We start from the raw sequence: 19,635 nt of genomic DNA, 5'->3' as shown, positions 1-19,635 counted from the left end.
CGGGTGACCGGACGGTGGCAGGTGGCCCTGGGGGCGAACGTGCTCCTCGGAATCCCGGGCGTGGTACCGATCTGGCTGCTGTACTTCCTCGCGGCGAGCTGGCTGAGCGGCCCCGAACCGACGGACGACGACCCCATGGTGCTCTGGCTGCCGATCGCCGCCGTCATCGTCGGCCCCTACGTCATGCTCTGGTCGGCCGTGAACCGTTCCCTCGCGCGCCGCAGTTCGCTCACACCGCGCACCTACTGGCCGCTCAGCGCGCTGGCCACCTTCGTGCCGACCACGGGGCTCATCCTCTACTCACCGTGAGGAGGGAACACAAGGGGAGGGCGGACCGTTTGGTCCGCCCCCTGGGACAGCGTCACCCCGTGAGGATCACTCCTCGACCGTCAGCCCCTTGCGCAGCCGTACCAGCGTCCGCGACAGCAGACGCGAGACGTGCATCTGGGAGATGCCCAGCTCCTCGCCGATCTCCGACTGGGTCAGGCCGGCGACGAACCGCAGGGACAGGATCTTCCGGTCGCGCGGCGGGAGTTCCGCTATCAGCGGCTTCAACGACTCGACGTACTCGATGCCTTCGAGTCCGTGGTCCTCGTAGCCGATGCGGTCCGCGAGCGCGCCCTCGGAGTCGTCCTCCTCCGGCTGGGCGTCCAGCGAGGAGGCGGTGTAGGCGTTCGACGCGGCCATGCCCTCGACGACCTCGTCGTTGGAGATGCCGAGCCGCTCGGCCAGTTCGGCCACCGTCGGGGCGCGGTCCAGCTTCTGGGCCAGCTCGTCACCGGCCTTGGCCAGGTCGAGCCGGAGCTCCTGGAGCCGCCGCGGAACGCGCACGGACCACGAGGTGTCGCGGAAGAAGCGCTTGATCTCGCCGACGATGGTCGGCATGGCGAACGTGGGGAACTCGACACCCCGAGACAGCTCGAAGCGGTCGATCGCCTTGATCAGGCCGATGGTGCCGACCTGGATGATGTCCTCCATCGGCTCGCTGCGGGAGCGGAACCGGGAGGCGGCGAACTTGACCAGCGCGAGGTTCAGTTCGACGAGTGTGTTGCGGACGTACGAGTACTCACGGGTGCCTTCCTCCAGCGACTCGAGGCGCTCGAAGAGGGTCTTGGACAGGGCCCGTGCGTCGACCGCGTCGACTTCCTCGTACGGGGGGATGTCCGGAAGTCCGGAGAGGAGGTCGTCCTGTGTGACGAGCGTCTCATCCTGCTCGATGGGATCCAGATGTTCCGGAGGGGGTGTCGACGTCGCTTTCTGGGTACGCGATGCGTCGAGCCGGGGTGACATGATGTCCTCCATCGTTCTCGGCATATGGCTGCCGGAGCCAGTACGTGCACTGCGGTGTGCGGCGCCTCCAAAGCCGGCCGTGTCGGTTACGTGTCCTTACTAGGCCTACCCGCTTTCCCGAGCCCACCGCAAGTGCGTTCTGTGGGCATATGTCCGTTTGTGTGCGCTTGTTCGGGTGTCGGAGTGTGGCGGGAAGGCGTAGTGTTCGAGGGCGTCAGCAACAGTCACGACGTCGGGAGAGAGAGACGGCATGGACCGCGGGACGGTCGGCAGCGCACAGTCTGGCCGGCTTCTGGTGGAGGTGCGGGAAGAGGGCTCTAGTGCCGTCGTGACCCCGGCGGGTGAGTTGGATCACCACACCGCCGATCTGTTGCGTGAGCCGCTCGACGACTGCCTCGCCAAGGGATTCAAGCGCCTGGTCATCGACTGCGCGCGCCTGGAGTTCTGCGACTCCACGGGGCTGAACGTGCTCCTCGGCGCACGACTGAAGGCGGAGGCCGCCGGCGGCGGTGTGGCGCTGGTCGGGATGCAGCCGGTAGTAGCACGCGTGTTCGAAATCACGGGGGCGGACGCGGTCTTCAGCGTCCATGACACCCTCCAGGCGGCACTGGCCGACGAGTCGGGCTGACCGGCGGTGCGTCGGCGCGCCGTGACCCGGCCGTCCCTCTGTGACCGGCGTCCTATCCCTGTCACGCCTTTCGTGCCGAAGAGGGGGGTGTTCTGCCGGTCCGCCAGGGCAGGAGACATCCTGAACATGTCGGCCACCAGGGTGGTGGGAGCGCCGCGCAACCGACGTGCCGCGCACTGCGTGACTGACTGTGCACTGAATTTTTTGAATCGTGAACTGGTGAATCGGTGAGGTGAAGCGCTGATGAGCACCACCCGGCCTTACTCGCCGGGCGACCGCGGGCCGGAGCCCAGCGGCGCTTCCGGGGCGTCCGAGGGTGGCGTGGCGGAGGCCGGTGCGTCCGGCGAGGGCATGGCGGCGCCGTCCGGAGCTGCGGCGCCGCCGGGGGGCCGGCAGGTGCGCCGGCTGAGCTTCGGCGGCGAGAGCGGCGTGGTCCCGCTCGCTCGCGACTTCACCCGTCAGGCGCTGTACGCGTGGGGCTGGCTGCCGGCGGCCTCCGCCGACCAGCGGGCCGCCGCCGAGGATGTGCTGCTCGTCGTCTCCGAGCTGGTCACCAACGCCTGCCTGCACGCCGAGGGGCCGGACCAGCTCCGGATCACCTGCGACAACAAGGTGATCCGCATAGAGGTCTCCGACCGGGGCACCGGCCAGCCCGCCCCGCGCACGCCCCACCGGGCGGGGCGCCCGGGCGGGCACGGCATGTTCATCGTCCAGCGGCTGTGCCTGGACTGGGGCGTCGTGCGCAGCCCGGGGGTCGCCGGGAAGACGGTCTGGGCCGAACTGGGCGCACCGGCCTGACCCGGGAGCCCCACGGCTCCTCCTCCGCGCATCCCCTCATACGTCACTCACCGCACGCCGGATCGCCACAGATCCGGTGTGCTCCGTGTCTTCCTTCCTCAACTCCCCGGGCGTACCTTGACGGCCCGATCTGATACGCCGTCAGGAACAGGAAGGGGAGCGGCACCGTGTCGTACCGGAAACGAACCGCCGCGCTCGCGTCCGCCGCGGCCCTGGCCGGCTCGGCGGTGTGGATGGCCGCCCCCGTGGCCCGGGCCGAGGTCGTCGACGTCAACTACCAGTGCAAGACGCCGATCGGCGACAAGAGCGCCGTCTCGCCCATCGACATCGAGGGCGCCAGGAGCGGCAGCGGCTACCGGATCACCATGTCCTGGCAGAAGGGCGTCTCCTCCAGCCCGGTCGAACTCGGCAAGGGCGCGATGACGCCGAGCGCGACCATCGCCCTGGGCGGCGCCGACAGCGGCACCCTGACGGTGACCGGCCCCGCCAATGGGGCCGCCATCCCGGCCAACACGCCCATCAAGATCAACGACCTGAGCGGTACGTACACGCCGAAGAAGAGCGGCGAGGTGACCTTCACGGCCGGCGTGCTCACCATCAAGGCACTCGGCACGACGACCACCTGCACCCCGACGAACGACCCGGGCCCGTCCCTGACCCTCGACGTCACGGCCGCGAGCGGCGGCGGCACCGGCTCCGCCCAGGGCGGCGGCTCCGGTTCCGGTTCCGGCTCCGGTGCCGAACTGCCGCAGACCGGGCCCGAGGACTCGGCCGTCGCCCTCGGCACCCTCGGTGGCACGGTGCTGCTCGCCGGCGCGGCGGGCGCGCTCTGGCTGACGCGACGTCACCAGGGGGTGCGGGCGGGGCGTTGAGCGTACGCCCGCACCAGTGAACACGCGGTCGTACGCCCGCCCGCCCGGTCGGCCGGTCCGAGGCCGGGTCCACGCCGAAGCCGCACGCACGCCGAAGCCGGGCGCACGAGAAAGCCGGCGTCCGCCGAACCCGCGTCCACGCCGAACCCGCGTCCACGCCGAACCCGCGTCCACCCCGAAGCCACACCCACCCCGAAGCCGAACTCCCCGGCCGACCCCCTGCCCGCCCGCACGCCCGCAGGAGCCCCCGATGCCGTACCCCGGCCGCCTTTCCCGCCTGTCACTGCCGGTCCTGCTGGCGGTCCTGCTGGCGTTCCTGCTGGCCCTGGCGGGCGCCGGGCCCGTCGGGGCGGTGGACCGGCCCGTCGTCGAGCTGTCCGAGGCCGAGGCCGGGGCGGGTGGCTCGGTCACCGTCACCGGCAGCGGCTGGCGGCCGCGCGCCCTGCTGACGCTGCTGGTCTGCGGGCAGGCCGAGCCGGACCGGGGCGTGACCGGCGGCACCAACTCCTGTGCCAACGCCGACGGCCGGGCCGTCACCACCGACGCCGAGGGGCGCTTCCGCCGGGAACTGCCCGTCGTCGAGCCGCCGGTGCCCTGCCCCTGCGTGGTGCACGTGGCGACGGTGACCGGGGCGAAGGCAGAGGCAGACGCGGCCCTCCAGGTCGCCGGGCACGCGGTCGAGCCACTGCCCGCGGAACGGGCCGGAGGGCGGCTGACCCTGCTCGCGGACACCCGGCTGCGCGGCTCCGGCGGGCTGCTGACCTGGTTCGGCTCCCCGCCCACCCGGACCCTGGTGGTCACCGTCGGCAACGCCGGCACGTCCCCCGTGAAGAACCCCGTCTTCCAGGTCGGCACCTCGCACGGCGTGTTCGCCCCGCAGTGGCAGGACCAGCGCTGGCGCGGCACCGTCCCGCCCGGCGGGAAGGCGCGCATCGAGCTGCCCGTGGAACTCGCGGGCGGGGCGCACGGCGACTACACGGTGTCCCTCAAGTACGGCGGCAAGGTCCTCGCCGAGCACCCCTGGGGCGTGGGCCGCCCCTGGGGGGTGACGCTGTTCTGGGCCCTGGTCCTGCTGGTCGTACCGGCGGGGCTGTTCCGCGCGGGCCTGGCCGTGGTCGACCACGTACGGCCACGCCACCCCGGCCACGCGGCCCGCCCGGCCCGCCGGCTGCGGCTGCCCGCCGCCCGCCGGCCTTCGGACCTGCCTTGGTTCGCCCCGGACGCCGACCCGCCAGGACCGGGAAAGACATGAAAGGAGATAGGCATGAAGGAAGAAGGGCCGCCGCACCCGAGGTGCAACGGCCCTTCCCGGTCCGGTGAGCGCGTCAGTGGACGTCGCCCATCAGGGACTTGACCTTCCGGCGGTACATGTACACCGCGATACCCGCGAGGGCGGCGAGCACCGCTTCCACGGCGACCGCCCCGGTGCCGCTCAGGTCCACGCCACCGACGGCCGGGTTGGAGAGCAGACCCGTCACCGAGTCGCCCGCCGTGACCGCGAGGAACCAGACGCCCATCATCTGGCTGGCGTACTTGGCCGGGGCCATCTTCGTCGTCACCGACAGGCCGACCGGCGACAGGCACAGCTCACCGACGGTCTGGATCAGGTAGATGCCCACCAGCCACATCGGGCTGACCAGCGTGTCGCCGTCGGCCATGCCCAGCGGCAGCAGGAAGAAGAAGAACGAGACGCCGATGAAGAACAGCGCGGCGGCGAACTTGGCGACCGTGCTCGGCTCCTTGCCCTTGCGGTTCAGCCACAGCCAGAACCAGGCGAAGACCGGGGCCAGCGCCATGATGAACACCGGGTTCAGCGACTGGTACCAGGAGGACGGGAAGTCGAAGCCGAGCAGCGAGCCGGAGGCCTTCGTCTCACCGAACGCCTGGACCGTGGAACCGCCCTGGTCGTAGATCATCCAGAACACGGCGGCCGCGACGAAGAACCAGATGTAGCCGGTCATCTTCGACTGCTCGACGTCGCTGAGCTCCTTGTCCCGCTTGATGCGGATCAGCACGCCGGCCGGGATGATCAGCCCGATCACGGTGAGCGGGATCATCGCCCAGTTGAGGGTGAAGTGGCCGGTGAAGCCGACGACGCCGTAGAAGACGGCCGCGACGATCAGCCACAGCAGGCCCTTGCGCAGCCAGGACGTGCGCTCCTCGGCCGCCAGCGGCTTGGGCACGAGGTTGCTCTGCGGGCTCAGGTTCCGGGTGCCGATGAGGAACGCGGCGAGACCGATGCCCATGCCGACCGCGGCCAGGCCGAAGCCGAGGTGCCAGCTCACCTGCTGGCCGACGGTGCCGATGATCAGCGGCGCGAAGAAGGCGCCCATGTTGATGCCCATGTAGAAGATCGTGAAGCCGCCGTCACGGCGCGGGTCGTCCGGCCCGTCGTAGAGGTGGCCGACCATGGTGGAGATGTTGGCCTTGAGCAGGCCGGAGCCGAGCGCCACCAGCGCCAGACCGGCGAAGAAGGGCGCCTGGCCGCCGGGCAGGGCCAGCACCAGGTGGCCCGCCATGATCGTGACGGCCGCGATCGTCACCGTCTTGCGCGGTCCCCAGACCCGGTCGCCGAGCCAGCCGCCGGGCAGGGCGAGCAGGTACACCATCGACAGGTAGACCGAGTAGATCGCCGTCGTGGTGGCGAGGTCCATGCCGAGACCGCCGCCCATGCTGCCCTGCTTGGCGTCGGGGCCGCCGGAGAGCAGGTAGACGACGAGCAGGGCCCGCATGCCGTAGAAGCTGAACCGCTCCCACATCTCGGTCATGAAGAGGGTGGCCAGTCCGCGGGGGTGGCCGAAGAAGGTCTTCTCGGAGCCGGGGGTGCCCGGGCGGGCCGAGTCCTTCGTCAGGCTGGACGCCATGGTCGTTCCTTGCTGCTCGGGACGCGCCCCCGCGACAGCGGCGGTGCGCCCGGTGGGGGCTGCCGGCACCGGTGCGTACGGCCGTCCGCCCGACGCCTACGGGGGTCCGCTCCGGGTCACGGAGCGGTGGGCGGTCGCCACCGGGATCCACGCCTCTACGCGCGTCACCGCACGAGGAGGCCCGGCCACAGGTCGTTACAGGTAGGGGCCGGCGGGAAACCGGCCCGGACACAAAAGAGACCTCCAGGGCAAAGAGCCTCCGAAGGTCGCCATGCTGCTACAGGCGTTGATTCACCATACGGCAGGACACGGGCGCATATGGAAGGACTTGAGACACGGATCACAGGTGTCGGGGGAACCGCAGACCCGGTTTCCAAGGTCCTTACCAGGATCGCACCCCAAATGCAGAGGTCCGGCCGCGTTCCCGTGGAACGTAAGAAGCGGGTATGCCAACGGTAAGAATCAAGGCTTCCGGTCACACCCCAGCTCAGGGCCTCGCAGGTCTACCATCACCTCATGACCCGAGTACTGCTCGCCGAGGACGACGCGTCCATCTCGGAGCCGCTGGCCCGTGCTCTGCGCCGGGAGGGCTATGAGGTCGAGGTGCGTGAGGACGGACCCACCGCTCTCGACGCCGGAATGCAGGGCGGCGTCGACCTGGTCGTGCTCGACCTGGGTCTGCCCGGCATGGACGGTCTGGAGGTGGCCCGCCGCCTGCGTGGCGAAGGCCACAGCATTCCGATTCTGATTCTCACCGCGCGCGCCGACGAGGTGGACACCGTCGTCGGGCTCGACGCGGGCGCCGACGACTACGTCACCAAGCCGTTCCGGCTCGCCGAGCTGCTCGCCCGCGTCCGGGCCCTGCTGCGGCGCGGCGCCGCCGAGCCGCAGCAGCCGCCCGCCACGCACGGCGTGCGCATCGACGTCGAGTCGCACCGCGCCTGGATGGGCGAGGAGGAGCTCCAGCTCACCGCCAAGGAGTTCGACCTGCTGCGGGTGCTGGTGCGCGACGCCGGCCGGGTCGTCACCCGCGACCAGCTGATGCGCGAGGTCTGGGACACGACCTGGTGGTCGTCGACCAAGACCCTCGACATGCACATCTCCTGGCTGCGCAAGAAGCTCGGCGACGACGCCGCCAACCCCCGCTACATCGCCACCGTGCGCGGTGTGGGATTCCGTTTCGAGAAGAGCTGAGCCGCGAGGCAGGCTCGGGTAACAGGACATGCGCCGCCGACTGATCCAGTCCACGCTCGCCGTGGTGCTCGTCGTGATCGCCGTGTTCGGCGTCTCCCTCGTCATCGTCGAGACCCGGACCATCAGCAACAGCGCCCAGGAGCGGGTGGAGTCCGAGGCGGTCCGGCTGGCCAGCATCGTCGACAGCCGGCTCTTCGGCGAGCAGCAGGTCGACGCGGAGGTGCTGCGCGACCAGGTCACGCAGGACCGCTACTACGCGGTGATCCGGATCCCCGGCGAGGCGCCCATCGAGGTCGGCACCAAGCCGGCCGGCGACGTCATCAGCGAGACCGCGTCCGGCGAGGAGGGCGAGACGGTCACCGTCCAGGAGCCGCGCTCCACGGTGACCCGGGAGGTCGGCCGCACCCTGCTGATCATCGTGCTGGTCGCGCTGCTGGCGGTGGTGGCCGCGGTGCTGCTGGCGGTCCGCCAGGCCAACCGGCTGGCGTCGCCGCTGACCGACCTCGCGGAGACGGCCGAGCGGCTCGGCTCGGGCGATCCGCGCCCCCGGCACAAGCGGTACGGGGTGCCCGAGCTGGACCGGGTGGCGGACGTGCTGGACGGCTCCGCCGAGCGCATCGCGCGCATGCTGACCGCCGAACGCCGCCTGGCCGCGGACGCCTCCCACCAGCTGCGGACGCCGCTCACGGCCCTGTCCATGCGGCTGGAGGAGATCACCCTCACCGACGACCCGGACACGGTGAAGGAGGAGGCGACGATCGCGCTGACGCAGGTCGAGCGGCTCACGGACGTCGTCGAGCGGCTGCTGACGAACTCCCGCGACCCGCGCACCGGCTCCGCCGTCACCTTCGACCTCGACGAGGTCATCCAGCAGCAGCTCGCCGAGTGGCGTCCCGCCTACCGCAGCGCGGGCCGGGCGATCGTCAGCTCCGGCAAGCGGCATCTGGAGGCGGTGGGCACGCCCGGCGCGGTCGCGCAGGTCCTGGCCGCGCTGATCGAGAACTCCCTCATGCACGGCGGCGGCACGGTGGCGCTGCGCACCCGCGTCACCGGCAACCAGGCGGTCATCGAGGTCACGGACGAGGGCCCCGGGGTCCCCGCCGACCTGGGCGCCCGCATCTTCGAGCGGGCGATCAGCGGCCGGAACTCCACGGGCATCGGCCTGGCCGTGGCCCGCGACCTGGCGGAGGCGGACGGCGGCCGCCTGGAGATGCTCCAGACCAAGCCCCCGGTCTTCGGCCTGTTCCTGTCCCGCACGCCGGTACGGAAGAACCCGGAGAACGACGACGAGCCGACGGTCCGCTAGGACCGCCCGGGGCCGCTACGGCACCCGCTGCTTCGTCCGGGACTGCCTGGCCCGCTCCCGCTTCAGGATCGACTCCGCGTCCGCCACGGCCTCCCGGCCCGGCAGCGCGCGGAACACCCACGTGCGGTACGACCAGAAGCGGAACAGGGTCGCGATGCCGATGCCGAGGAACTTGAAGATGTTGTTCTGGAGCGGGGTGTCCCAGCCGAAGCCGTACGTGGCCGCGTAGAGCACGCCGTTCTCGATGACCAGCCCGACCGCGCTGAACAGCAGGAACAGGCTCATCTCCCGCGTACGGCGGGTCTTGTCGCGGTCGCGGTACGTGAAGTAGCGGAAGCCGACGTAGTTGAAGACGATCGCGACGACGGTCGCGATGACGCTCGCGCGGACCACCGGGAGGTCGGTCACATGCCGTACCAGGTTGAACACGAGGAGGTTGACGAGCACACCTGCCCCGCCCACCGCGCCGAATTTGGCGGCTTCCCGACAGAGCCGTCGGAGCCGCGAGGCACCATGTCCCATGGTCGTGCAGGCCCCCGTCCGTCGGTTGGCGTCAACCCAGCCATGCTAACCACCCTCCCGCGCGATCTTCCTGCGGACGGCCGTGGACGGCCGGAGATGGTCCGGACAGGGCCCGGGAGGGACAGGAAACCGGCCACCTCGGCGCGGCCGATACTCTGGGGGAGTGACGTTCCCGGTAATCGGCATGGTCGGCGGGGGCCAGCTCGCTCGTATGACACACGAGGCGGGCATCCCGCTCGGCATCAGGTTCAAGCTCCTCAGTGACACCCCGCAGGACTCCGCCGCGCAGGTCGTGGGCGATGTCGTCGTCGGCGACTATCGCGACCTGGACACGCTGCGCGAGTTCGCACGCGGGTGCGACGTGATCACCTTCGATCACGAACACGTACCCACCGAGCACCTCAGGGCCCTGGAGGCGGACGGCATCCCCGTGCGCCCCGGCCCGGACGCGCTCGTGCACGCCCAGGACAAGGGCGTGATGCGTGCGAGGCTCGACGCGATCGGCGTGCCCTGCCCGAGACACAGGATCGTTTCCGATCCGCAGGACGTGGCCGCGTTCGCGGCCGAGGGGGACGGCTTCCCCGTCGTCCTCAAGACCGTCCGCGGCGGCTACGACGGCAAGGGCGTGTGGGTCGTCGGCTCCGTCGAGGAGGCCGCCGACCCGTTCAAGGCCGGTGTCCCCGTGCTCGCCGAGGAGAAGGTCGACTTCGTCCGCGAGCTCGCCGCCAACGTCGTCCGCTCCCCGCACGGCCAGGCCGTCGCCTACCCGGTCGTCGAGTCCCGCCAGGTGAACGGCGTCTGCGACACGGTCATCGCCCCGGCGCCCGACCTCGACGAGGGCCTCGCGCTGGAGGCCTCGGAGATGGCGCTGAACATCGCCAAGGAACTCGGCGTCGTCGGCCACCTCGCCGTCGAGCTGTTCCAGACCCGCGACGGCCGCATCCTCGTCAACGAGCTGGCGATGCGCCCGCACAACTCCGGCCACTGGTCGATGGACGGCGCGGTCACCAGCCAGTTCGCCAACCACGTCCGCGCGGTCCTGGACCTGCCCCTCGGAGACCCGCGCCCGCGCGCCAAGTGGACGGTCATGGTCAACGTCCTCGGCGGCGACTTCCCGGACATGTACTCCGCGTACCTGCACTGCATGGCCCGCGACCCCCAGCTCAAGATCCACATGTACGGCAAGGACGTGAAGCCCGGCCGCAAGGTCGGTCACGTCAACACCTACGGCGACGACCTGGACGACGTGCTGGAGCGCGCCCGTCACGCAGCCGGTTACCTGAGAGGCACGATCACCGAATGAGCCCTGTTGTCGGCATCGTCATGGGGTCGGACTCCGACTGGCCCGTCATGGAGGCCGCCGCGAAGGCCCTCGACGAGTTCGAGATCGCCTACGAGGTCGACGTCGTCTCCGCCCACCGCATGCCGCGCGAGATGGTGGCGTACGGCGAGCAGGCCGACGAGCGCGGGCTCAAGGTGATCATCGCCGGCGCGGGCGGCGCCGCCCACCTGCCCGGCATGCTCGCGTCCGTGACCCCGCTGCCGGTCATCGGCGTACCCGTGCCGCTGAAGTACCTCGACGGCATGGACAGCCTCCTGTCGATCGTGCAGATGCCGGCCGGCGTCCCGGTCGCCACGGTCTCCGTCGCCGGCGCCCGCAACGCCGGCCTGCTGGCGGCCCGCATCCTCGCCGCGCACGACGAGGACCTGCGCGTCCGGATGCGCGAGTTCCAGCAGGAGCTGAACGACCAGGCCACCGAGAAGGGCAAGCGCCTGCGCGCCAAGGTCGAGGGCGCGGGCGGCGGCTTCGGCTTCGGGAAGTGATCCCATGACGTCCCTCGACGACGCCCGCGCGCTCCTCGCCGAGTTCCCCGTCGCCGACGGGCACAACGACCTGCCCTGGGCGCTGCGCGAGCAGGTCCGCTACGACCTCGACGCCCGCGACATCGCCGCCGACCAGGCCGGCCATCTGCACACGGACATCCCGCGGCTGCGCGCGGGCGGGGTCGGTGCGCAGTACTGGTCGGTGTACGTCCGCACGGACTCGCCCGACCCGGTCGCGGCCACCCTCGAACAGATCGACTGCGTACGGCAGTTGATCGACCGCCACCCGGAGGACCTGCGCTCCGCGCTGACGGCCGCCGACATGGAGGCCGTACGCCGCGAGGGCCGTATCGCCTCCCTCATGGGCGCGGAGGGCGGCCACTCCATCGCCAACTCCCTGGGCACCCTGCGCGGCCTGTACGCGCTCGGCGTGCGCTATCTGACGCTCACCCACAACGACAACGTGGACTGGGCGGACTCCGCGACCGACGAGCCGAGGGCCGGGGGTCTCACCGCGTTCGGCCGCGAGGTCGTACGGGAGATGAACCGGCTCGGCATGCTCGTCGACCTCTCCCACGTGGCCGCGACGACCATGCGGGACGCGCTCGACGCCAGTTCCGCCCCGGTGATCTTCTCCCACTCCTCCGCCCGGGCCGTGTGCGACCACCCGCGCAACATCCCGGACGACGTCCTGGAGCGGCTGCCCGCCAACGGCGGTGTCGCGATGGTGACGTTCGTACCGAAGTTCGTGCTCCAGGCCGCCGTCGACTGGACCGCCGCGGCCGACGAGAACATGCGCGCCCACGGCTTCCACCACCTCGACACCACCCCGGAGGCCATGAAGGTCCACCGCGCCTTCGAGGAGCGGCACCCGCGCCCGGTCGCGACCGTGGCGACGGTCGCCGACCACCTGGACCACATGCGCGAGGCGGCCGGCATCGACCACCTCGGCATCGGCGGCGACTACGACGGCACGGCGTTCACCCCCGACGGCCTCGACGACGTCTCCGGCTACCCGAACCTGATCGCGGAGCTGCTGGACCGCGGCTGGTCGAAGGCCGACCTCGCCAAGCTGACCTGGAAGAACGCGGTGCGGGTGCTGGACGCGGCGGAGTCCGTGGCCCGGGGGCTTCAGCAGACGCGGCCGCCGTCGAACGCCACGATCGAGTCGCTCGACGCGGCCGGCGGCTGAGCGTCGAGGGCGGGGTAGTCGGTGTAGCCGGTCGCCCCGCCCACATACATGAAGTACCGGTCGCGCATCTCGTTCAGCGGCGCGCCGAGCCGCAGCCGCGTCACAAGATCGGGGTTGGCGAGGAAGGGCCGGCCGAGCGCGATCAGGTCGGCCCCGGCGGCCAGCAGCGCCTCGGACGCCCGGTGCACCGCGTCCGTGGAGATCTCCTTCAGCACCGGGTTGCCGATGAGCACGCCCGGCCAGGCGGCGCGCACCTTCCGGTACACCGCCGTCTCCGGGTCGGCGTACCCCAGGTGCAGATAGGCGAGCCCCAGCCCGCCGAGCCGCTCGACGAGCGCCGGGTAGAGCTCCTCCGTCTCGCCCTCCTCGATGCCGTTGACGGTGTTGCCGGGGGAGACCCTGAGCCCCACCCGCCCGGCCCCGATCTCGGCGGCCACGGCCTCGGTCACCTCGGCCGTGAACCGGATCCGGGCGGCGACCGGTCCGCCGTAGCCGTCGGTGCGCAGGTTGGTGTTGCGGGCGAGGAACTGGTGCAGCAGATGGCCGTTGGCGGAGTGCACCTCCACGCCCTCGAACCCGGCGTCCAGCGCGTTGCGGGCGGCCTTCGCGAAGTCCGCGATCGTGGTGCGGATGTCCTCGGCGGTCATCTCCCTCGGCACGGCGGCAGGCCGGTGACCCTCCGGCGTGAAGATCGTCTCGGGGAGCGGTACGGGCGAGGGCGCGAGGGGCGTCAGCCCGCTGGTCGCGGGGTGGCCGACCCGGCCGCCGTGCTGGAGCTGGAGGAACATCCGTCCGCCCGCCTCCCGGACCGCGTCCGTGACCCGCCGCCAGCCGGCCACGTGCGCCGGGCTGTGGACGGCGGTGATGTTCGGGTACGTCTGCCCGACCGCGTTCGGCGTCGCGGCCTCGGCGATGATCAGCCCGGCGGAGGCGCGCTGGGCGTAGTACGTGGCCATCAGCGGGGTCGGCGTGCCGTCGGCCTCGGCCCGGTTCCGGGTCAGCGGGGCCATCACCAGACGGTTGGGCAGATCCAGCCCGGGCAGACGAGCCGGTTCGAAGAGTGCTGTCGTGTGCTGCGTCATGCCCGTACGCTAGAACCTGACACGCATGTCAGATTCAAGTCCGGGAGCGGGACGTGCGGATCGGAGAACTGGCCCGGCGCACGGGCGTGAGCGAGCGGTCGCTGCGCTACTACGAGCAGCAGGGGATGCTCACGGCCGAGCGGACGCCCGGCGGGCACCGGGAGTACCCGGAGGCGGCCGTGGACCGGGTGATCCGGATCCAGGAGCTGTTCGCGGCGGGACTGTGCAGCGAGAAGATCGTCCAGCTGCTGCCGTGCATGCGGGACACGGACGGCGGGCCCTCGGCCCGCGCCACGCCCAGCCTGGTCGCCGAACTCACCGCCGAGCGCGCCCGCATCGACCGCATGATCGCCGACCTGGTCCGCTCCCGGGACACCCTGGACGAGGTGATCGAGGCGGCCCGGCTGCCCTGACCGCGCGGCCGTGCGAGGCCGTACCCCGAACGCGCCTCCCACCAGGAACAGCCCACGCCTCCGTGTGACGGTGACCGTACTGCACGACGACCGTACGGAGCCGCCATGGCAGACCTCCAGGACGACCTGCGCCCCACCGTCGCGGCCGGTGAACTCGACGACCTGGCCGAGCCGTACCCCGAGGAGGCCGTCGCGGCGGAATCGTACGAGCCCGTCTCCGACCCGGACGACGAGCCCCTGACCCGGGCCCACGCCATCCTCGCCGCGCACCCCGTCGCCGACGGCTACAACGGACTGCCCTGGGCGCTCAAGCGCCTGTCCTACTACGACCTGGAGCTCGGCGAGATCAGCGTCGACACGGACGTGCCCCGGCTGCGCAGCGGACGGGTGGGCGCCCTGTTCTGGTCGCTGCACCTGCCCGAGGGCCTCGACGGCGACCGGGCCGTCGGCGCCACCCTGGAGCAGCTGGACCTGGCGAAGGCCGTCGTCCGCACCTGCGACGAGGGCCTGCGGCCCGCCTGTACGGCCGGGCAGGTCGCGGACGCCCGCAACTGCGGCCGGGTCGCCGTGCTCCTCGGCCCCGCCGGGGCGTCCGCCGTCGGCGACTCGCTGGGCATCCTGCGCCAGCTGCACCTGCTCGGCCTGCGCGTGCTGACCCTGACCGGGGTGTCCTGGGCGAGCGAGGCGGGGCTGACCCGGTTCGGCGAGGAAGTCGTGCGTGAGATGAACCGGCTCGGCGTGATCGCGGACCTCTCCGGCGCCTCACCGCAGACCGTCCGCCGCGTCCTGAGCCTCTCCCGGGCACCCGTGCTGTGCAGCCGCTCCGCCGCCCGGGCCATCCGCCCCCACCCGGTCAACCTCCCCGACGACCTGCTGGCGGAGCTGGGCGAGGCCAAGGGGCTGTGCCTGGTGCCGCTGACCGCCGAGCAGACCGGCCCCACCGTCCGCGACGTCGCCGACCACCTCGACCACATCCGCGAGGTCGCCGGAGCACACTGCGTCGGGCTGTCCGGCACCTACGACTCCGGAGCCGCCCACCCGCAGGAGCTCGGCGACGCCTCCTGCTATCCGCGGCTGATCGCCGAGCTGCTCCGACGCGGCTGGGACGAGGGCGATGTGGCCCTGTTGACCTGGGGCAACGTCCAGCGCGTGCTGCGCGGCGCCGACTTCACGGCCCGCGCGGCCCAGCAGCGCCGCGAGCCGTCGACGGCGACGATCGCGGAGCTGGACGGGTAGCGAACCCGGCGGTGTCAGCCGTGGTGTTGGTGTCAGCCGTGCTCGATCCGGCACAGGCAGAACGGATGCCCCACCGGGTCGGCATACACCCGGAAGTCCTTCTTCTCGTAGTCCTCCCGGTCCAGCACCCGCGCCCCCAGCGCCAGCACCCGCTCCTCGGCCGCGTCGATCTCGTCCCAGGTCGACCCGGCGTCGAAGTCCAGATGGAACTGCTGGGCGTTGCGGTCGGAGCGCGGCCACTCCGGCGGGGTGTATTCGGGGGAGCGCTGGAAGGCGAGCCGCGGCCCGTCGGGGATCCGCAGCACCACCCAGTCGGGGTCGTCGTCCTCCGGCGTGCCGCCCCCGACCTGCGCATAGAAGCGGGCCAGCTCGCGCGGGTCGGGGCAGTCGACGACCACGGAACGGAAACGTGCCACAGCGGACATGGAGCCTCCCGGACTCAGCAGGCGCAGAGGCAGAACGGGTGCCCGGCCGGGTCGGCGTAAACCCGGAAGGTCCGCTCCCGGTCCTCCGCGTCCAGCGGCTTCGCGCCGAGCGCCAGCACGCCCTTCTCGGCCGCGTCCAGGTCCTCCACAGTCAGGTCGAGGTGGAACTGCTGCGAGTGCTCGGGCGACGGCCACTGCGGCGGCACGTACCCGGGGGCGGCCTGGAAGGCCAGCGCCGGTCCGCCCGGCACCTTCAGGTCGACCCACTCCTCCTCCCCGTCGGTCTGCACCGCCGGCGTGCCGCCGAGCACCTCGGCGTAGAAGCCCGCCAGTGCCCGCGGGTCGGGACAGTCCAGGACGACGACACCCATCTTGGCGAGAGCCATGACTTCCTCCTCGAAGTCGCTGTTACCCACAGTCGCTGTTACCCACAGTCACTGTTACCTACAGTCACTGTTACCTACAAAGACCGGGTAACCGGTAACCGTTACTACATGCTCCCCCATAGGCGGTAACCTCGCAAGGGGAATAGCGGAAGGTACGGTCCAGGCATGACGGAGAGATCGCCCGCACCCGGCGGCCTGGCCCTGGTCGAGGCCCTGGTGAACACGCTGGACATCGAGTCGGGCGCCGACGCGCTGGACACGCCGGCGGCCCGGGCGCGCTTCGGGATCACCGGGGACGACGAGACCGAACAGGCCCGCGCCCTGCGCGAGTCACTGCGCGCGGTCCTCCTCGCCCACGCCGGCCACCCGCCCCACCGCGAGGTCACCCCGCTCGGCGACCTCCTCGCCGCGGCACCCCTCGTCGTCACGGTCGACCCCGCGGACGGCTCGGCCGCCCTGACCCCCGCCGACGACCGCTCCCTGTACGCGCGCGTGGCCGCCGCCGTCGCCGAGGCCCTGGTCGCCGGCACCTGGACCCGCCTCAAGGCCTGCGAGGCCACCGACTGCCACTGGGCCTACTACGACCGCAGCCCGGCCGGCCGCGGCCGCTGGTGCTCCATGCGGGTGTGCGGGGCCAGGGCGAAGATGCGCCGCTACCGGGCCAAGGGAGCCTGAGGGGTCCTTGCACGATGAGCGCCCGGGCCGCGCGGCCTGACGGTCACCGCCTTGCCACCGCACCTCGCCGCGTTGCACGGTTCCGGACCACGCGACCTCATCGGACGCTCGTAGCGCCAGGATCCCTGGGGCGCCCCGCACGCGCGCCCGGTGGGGCAGAATGCAACAAGACGCCGGTTCGGCCGACTGAGCCTCGGCCGAACCGGCGTCGCCTGCTCTCGCGCCTCTGCGCGCTCAGGCCTTGGGACGCCCCATCGCCCGGTACGTCCAGCCCGCCTTGCGCCAGCGCTCCGGGTCGAGGGCGTTGCGGCCGTCCAGGATGACCCGGGCCGCCGCGACCTCGCCGAGCGCCTCCTCGTCCAGCTCGCGGAACTCCCGCCACTCCGTCAGATGCAGCACGATGTCGGCGCCGCGCACGGCGTCCAGCGCCGAGTCGGCGTAGCCGAGCGTCGGGAAGACCCGGCGCGCGTTGTCCATGCCCTTCGGGTCGTACACCGTGACCTGGCCGCCCTGGAGATGGATCTGCCCGGCCACGTTCAGTGCGGGGGAGTCCCGCACGTCGTCCGAGTCGGGCTTGAAGGTCGCGCCCAGCACGCCCACCCGCTTGCCCAGGAACGGCCCGCCGCCCAGCGCCTGCCGGGCCAGCTCCACCATCTGCCCGCGCTGGCGCATGTTGATCGAGTCGATCTCCCGCAGGAACGTCAGCGCCTGGTCCGCGCCCAGCTCACCGGCGCGCGCCATGAACGCCCGGATGTCCTTCGGCAGACATCCGCCACCGAACCCGATCCCGGCCCGCAGGAACTTTTTCCCGATCCGGTCGTCGTAGCCGATGGCCTCCGCCAGCTTGGCGACATCACCGCCCGCGGCCTCGCACACCTCCGCCATGGCGTTGATGAAGGAGATCTTCGTGGCGAGGAAGGAGTTCGCGGAGGTCTTCACCAGCTCGGCGGTCGGGAAGTCCGTGATGACGAACGGCGATCCCTCCGCGATCGGCGTGGCGTACACCTCCCGCAGCAGCTTCTCGGCCCGCTCGCTGCGCACGCCCACCACGATCCGGTCGGGGTGCAGCGTGTCCTTGACGGCGAAGCCCTCGCGCAGGAACTCCGGGTTCCACGCCAGCTCGGCGTCCTCCCCGGCGGGCGCGTGCGCGGCCAGGTACGCCGCCAGCCGGTCGGCGGTGCCGACGGGCACGGTCGACTTGCCGACGACCAGGGCGGGACCGTGCAGATGCGGGGCGAGCGAGGCGAACGCGGAGTCGACGTAACTCATGTCGGAGGCGTACTCGCCGTGCCGCTGCGGGGTGTTCACGCAGACGAAGTGCACATCGCCGAAGGCGCCGAGCTCGGCCCAGTCCTGGGTGAAGCGCAGCCGCCCGCTGGAGTCCTCGAACCCGGCGACGTGCTTGCGCAGCAGCTCATCGAGCCCCGGCTCGTACATCGGGGCCTCGCCGCGCTCCAGCTTCTCGATCTTCTCGGGCACGACGTCGAGGGCGAGCACTTCGAAGCCCAGCTCGGCCATGGCCGCCGCGTGTGTCGCGCCGAGATAACCGGTGCCGATCACGGTGATCTTCAGGGCCATGGGTGCTCCAGGGGTCTACGGCAGGTGCGCGCCCGAGCATAGCCGGGGCATGGGAGCGCGCTTCACGGGGCAACTTTCCCGCTGTCGCCTAGCTCACGTATCACTCCCGTGGGCGACCCCATAAACTTTTGATTACTTAACGGTAGTTAGCGTCACCATCGCAGCGTTTTGGAGCGTGAGAGACCTTGGCCGGATCGGCTGACTTCGACCTGTACCGCCCGTCCGAGGAGCACGACATGCTCCGTGACGCCGTCCGCTCGCTGGCCGAGGCGAAGATCGCGCCGTACGCCGCCGCGGTGGACGAGGAGGCCCGCTTCCCGCGCGAGGCGCTCGAAGCGCTGGTGGCGAACGACCTGCACGCCGTGCACGTCCCCGAGGAGTACGGCGGCTCGGGCGCCGACGCGCTGGCGACCGTCATAGTGATCGAAGAGGTCGCACGCGTCTGCGCCTCGTCCTCCCTCATACCCGCGGTGAACAAGCTGGGCTCGCTCCCGGTGATCCTCTCCGGCTCCGAGGAGCTGAAGAAGAAGTACATGGCCCCGCTCGCCAAGGGCGACGGCATGTTCTCGTACTGCCTGTCCGAGCCGGACGCCGGCTCCGACGCCGCCGGCATGAAGACGAAGGCCGTCCGCGACGGCGACTTCTACGTCCTCAACGGCGTGAAGCGCTGGATCACCAACGCGGGCGAGTCCGAGTACTACACGGTGATGGCCGTCACGGACCCGGAGAAGCGCTCCAAGGGCATCTCCGCCTTCGTCGTCGAGAAGTCCGACGAGGGCGTCTCCTTCGGCGCCCCCGAGAAGAAGCTCGGCATCAAGGGCTCCCCGACCCGCGAGGTCTACCTCGACAACGTCCGCATCCCCGCCGACCGCATGATCGGCGAGGAGGGCACGGGTTTCGCGACAGCCATGAAGACCCTGGACCACACCCGCATCACGATCGCCGCCCAGGCCCTCGGCATCGCCCAGGGCGCCCTCGACTACGCCAAGGGCTACGTCAAGGAGCGCAAGCAGTTCGGCAAGCCGATCGCCGACTTCCAGGGCATCCAGTTCATGCTCGCCGACATGGCCATGAAGATCTCGGCCGCCCGCGCCCTGACCTACCAGGCCGCCGCCGCGTCCCAGCGCGGCGACGCCGACCTCACGTACCAGGGTGCCGCGGCCAAGTGCTTCGCCTCGGACGTGGCGATGGAGGTCACGACGGACGCGGTCCAGCTCCTGGGCGGGTACGGCTACACCCGTGACTACCCGGTCGAGCGCATGATGCGCGACGCCAAGATCACGCAGATCTACGAGGGCACGAACCAGGTCCAGCGGATCGTCATGGCCCGCAACCTGCCGTAACGACCCG

General features: G+C 71.3%; 21 protein-coding genes. 14 read left to right on the top strand and 7 right to left on the bottom strand.

Annotated features, from left to right (window positions below; all coding sequences use genetic code 11):
- Positions 1 to 3: 3 nt before the first annotated feature.
- A complete protein-coding gene (locus tag IE255_RS31790; RefSeq protein ID WP_190053856.1) occupies positions 4 to 309 on the top strand; it encodes a hypothetical protein in 306 nt (101 codons plus the stop codon).
- Between the two features lie 66 nt (positions 310 to 375).
- Here IE255_RS31790 and IE255_RS31785 read toward each other — a convergent pair whose 3' ends face one another.
- Positions 376 to 1,302, bottom strand: coding sequence for an RNA polymerase sigma factor SigF (locus tag IE255_RS31785; RefSeq protein WP_190053855.1), 927 nt, complete (start codon positions 1,300 to 1,302; stop codon positions 376 to 378).
- Between the two features lie 238 nt (positions 1,303 to 1,540).
- On the opposite strand from IE255_RS31785, the gene IE255_RS31780 reads away from it, so the two are divergent.
- The 4 genes from IE255_RS31780 (at position 1,541) to IE255_RS31765 (ending at position 4,840) form a co-directional block, all read left to right on the top strand.
- Positions 1,541 to 1,918, top strand: a complete 378-nt coding sequence (locus IE255_RS31780) for an STAS domain-containing protein (protein WP_114253355.1) — start codon at positions 1,541 to 1,543, stop codon at positions 1,916 to 1,918.
- Between the two features lie 243 nt (positions 1,919 to 2,161).
- Entirely contained in the window at positions 2,162 to 2,716 is a 555-nt protein-coding gene (locus tag IE255_RS31775; RefSeq protein ID WP_190053854.1) for an ATP-binding protein, read from the top strand.
- A 167-nt stretch (positions 2,717 to 2,883) separates the two neighbouring features.
- Complete coding sequence (locus IE255_RS31770; protein ID WP_190053853.1) at positions 2,884 to 3,588, top strand: LPXTG cell wall anchor domain-containing protein; 705 nt, start codon at positions 2,884 to 2,886, stop codon at positions 3,586 to 3,588.
- Between the two features lie 250 nt (positions 3,589 to 3,838).
- Complete coding sequence (locus IE255_RS31765; protein ID WP_190053852.1) at positions 3,839 to 4,840, top strand: hypothetical protein; 1,002 nt, start codon at positions 3,839 to 3,841, stop codon at positions 4,838 to 4,840.
- A 73-nt stretch (positions 4,841 to 4,913) separates the two neighbouring features.
- Here the strand turns inward: IE255_RS31765 and IE255_RS31760 are convergent, their stop codons facing one another.
- Entirely contained in the window at positions 4,914 to 6,452 is a 1,539-nt protein-coding gene (locus IE255_RS31760; RefSeq protein ID WP_190053851.1) for a peptide MFS transporter, read from the bottom strand.
- Between the two features lie 516 nt (positions 6,453 to 6,968).
- Between IE255_RS31760 and IE255_RS31755 the strand changes: the two genes are divergently transcribed.
- A complete protein-coding gene (locus IE255_RS31755) occupies positions 6,969 to 7,646 on the top strand; it encodes a response regulator transcription factor (protein ID WP_010034575.1) in 678 nt (225 codons plus the stop codon).
- 28 nt (positions 7,647 to 7,674) lie between these two features.
- Positions 7,675 to 8,952: a sensor histidine kinase gene (locus tag IE255_RS31750; RefSeq protein ID WP_190053850.1), complete on the top strand. Its 1,278-nt coding sequence runs from the start codon at positions 7,675 to 7,677 to the stop codon at positions 8,950 to 8,952.
- Between the two features lie 15 nt (positions 8,953 to 8,967).
- On the opposite strand, the gene IE255_RS31745 is transcribed toward IE255_RS31750, so the two are convergent.
- A complete protein-coding gene (locus tag IE255_RS31745; protein WP_190053849.1) occupies positions 8,968 to 9,474 on the bottom strand; it encodes a GtrA family protein in 507 nt (168 codons plus the stop codon).
- Between the two features lie 163 nt (positions 9,475 to 9,637).
- On the opposite strand from IE255_RS31745, the gene IE255_RS31740 reads away from it, so the two are divergent.
- Genes IE255_RS31740 through IE255_RS31730 form a run of 3 tightly spaced genes read left to right on the top strand, consistent with a single transcriptional unit; the run spans position 9,638 to position 12,490 of the window.
- Complete coding sequence (locus tag IE255_RS31740; protein ID WP_190053848.1) at positions 9,638 to 10,777, top strand: 5-(carboxyamino)imidazole ribonucleotide synthase; 1,140 nt, start codon at positions 9,638 to 9,640, stop codon at positions 10,775 to 10,777.
- Positions 10,774 to 11,298: a 5-(carboxyamino)imidazole ribonucleotide mutase gene (gene purE, locus IE255_RS31735; protein WP_190053847.1), complete on the top strand. Its 525-nt coding sequence runs from the start codon at positions 10,774 to 10,776 to the stop codon at positions 11,296 to 11,298. The genes IE255_RS31740 and purE overlap by 4 nt, the downstream gene beginning before the upstream one ends.
- Before the next feature lie 4 nt (positions 11,299 to 11,302).
- Entirely contained in the window at positions 11,303 to 12,490 is a 1,188-nt protein-coding gene (locus IE255_RS31730) for a dipeptidase (protein ID WP_190053846.1), read from the top strand.
- Here IE255_RS31730 and IE255_RS31725 read toward each other — a convergent pair.
- Positions 12,430 to 13,572: an alkene reductase gene (locus IE255_RS31725; RefSeq protein WP_190053845.1), complete on the bottom strand. Its 1,143-nt coding sequence runs from the start codon at positions 13,570 to 13,572 to the stop codon at positions 12,430 to 12,432. The genes IE255_RS31730 and IE255_RS31725 overlap by 61 nt on opposite strands.
- A 53-nt stretch (positions 13,573 to 13,625) precedes the next feature.
- Here IE255_RS31725 and IE255_RS31720 point away from each other — a divergent pair, with 53 nt between their 5' ends.
- Together IE255_RS31720 and IE255_RS31715 are read left to right on the top strand one after the other, a co-directional pair.
- A complete protein-coding gene (locus IE255_RS31720; protein ID WP_190053844.1) occupies positions 13,626 to 13,985 on the top strand; it encodes a MerR family transcriptional regulator in 360 nt (119 codons plus the stop codon).
- Positions 13,986 to 14,090: 105 nt separating this feature from the next.
- Positions 14,091 to 15,221, top strand: coding sequence for a dipeptidase (locus tag IE255_RS31715; protein ID WP_190053843.1), 1,131 nt, complete (start codon positions 14,091 to 14,093; stop codon positions 15,219 to 15,221).
- 32 nt (positions 15,222 to 15,253) lie between these two features.
- Here the strand turns inward: IE255_RS31715 and IE255_RS31710 are convergent, their stop codons facing one another.
- The gene (locus IE255_RS31710; RefSeq protein ID WP_190053842.1) at positions 15,254 to 15,646 is read right to left on the bottom strand and encodes a VOC family protein; all 393 of its coding nucleotides are present in this window, start codon (positions 15,644 to 15,646) and stop codon (positions 15,254 to 15,256) included.
- 14 nt (positions 15,647 to 15,660) lie between these two features.
- Positions 15,661 to 16,032 carry a VOC family protein gene (locus tag IE255_RS31705; RefSeq protein ID WP_190053841.1) on the bottom strand — a complete coding sequence of 124 codons (372 nt, stop codon included), beginning with the start codon at positions 16,030 to 16,032 and terminating at the stop codon, positions 15,661 to 15,663.
- A 165-nt stretch (positions 16,033 to 16,197) separates the two neighbouring features.
- On the opposite strand from IE255_RS31705, the gene IE255_RS31700 reads away from it, so the two are divergent.
- On the top strand, positions 16,198 to 16,707 hold the full coding sequence (locus IE255_RS31700; protein ID WP_190053840.1) for a CGNR zinc finger domain-containing protein: 510 nt from the start codon (positions 16,198 to 16,200) through the stop codon (positions 16,705 to 16,707).
- A gap of 234 nt (positions 16,708 to 16,941) precedes the next feature.
- Here IE255_RS31700 and IE255_RS31695 read toward each other — a convergent pair whose 3' ends face one another.
- Positions 16,942 to 18,285: a UDP-glucose dehydrogenase family protein gene (locus tag IE255_RS31695; RefSeq protein ID WP_190053839.1), complete on the bottom strand. Its 1,344-nt coding sequence runs from the start codon at positions 18,283 to 18,285 to the stop codon at positions 16,942 to 16,944.
- 185 nt (positions 18,286 to 18,470) lie between these two features.
- Here IE255_RS31695 and IE255_RS31690 point away from each other — a divergent pair, with 185 nt between their 5' ends.
- Entirely contained in the window at positions 18,471 to 19,628 is a 1,158-nt protein-coding gene (locus tag IE255_RS31690) for an acyl-CoA dehydrogenase (RefSeq protein WP_267975178.1), read from the top strand.
- Positions 19,629 to 19,635: the final 7 nt, after the last annotated feature.

Source organism: Streptomyces lomondensis, from assembly GCF_014651035.1.
GTDB lineage: Bacteria > Actinomycetota > Actinomycetes > Streptomycetales > Streptomycetaceae > Streptomyces > Streptomyces lomondensis.
Note: the sequence above shows the minus strand (reverse complement) of the source record. Positions and strands in the feature narration are given on the sequence as shown.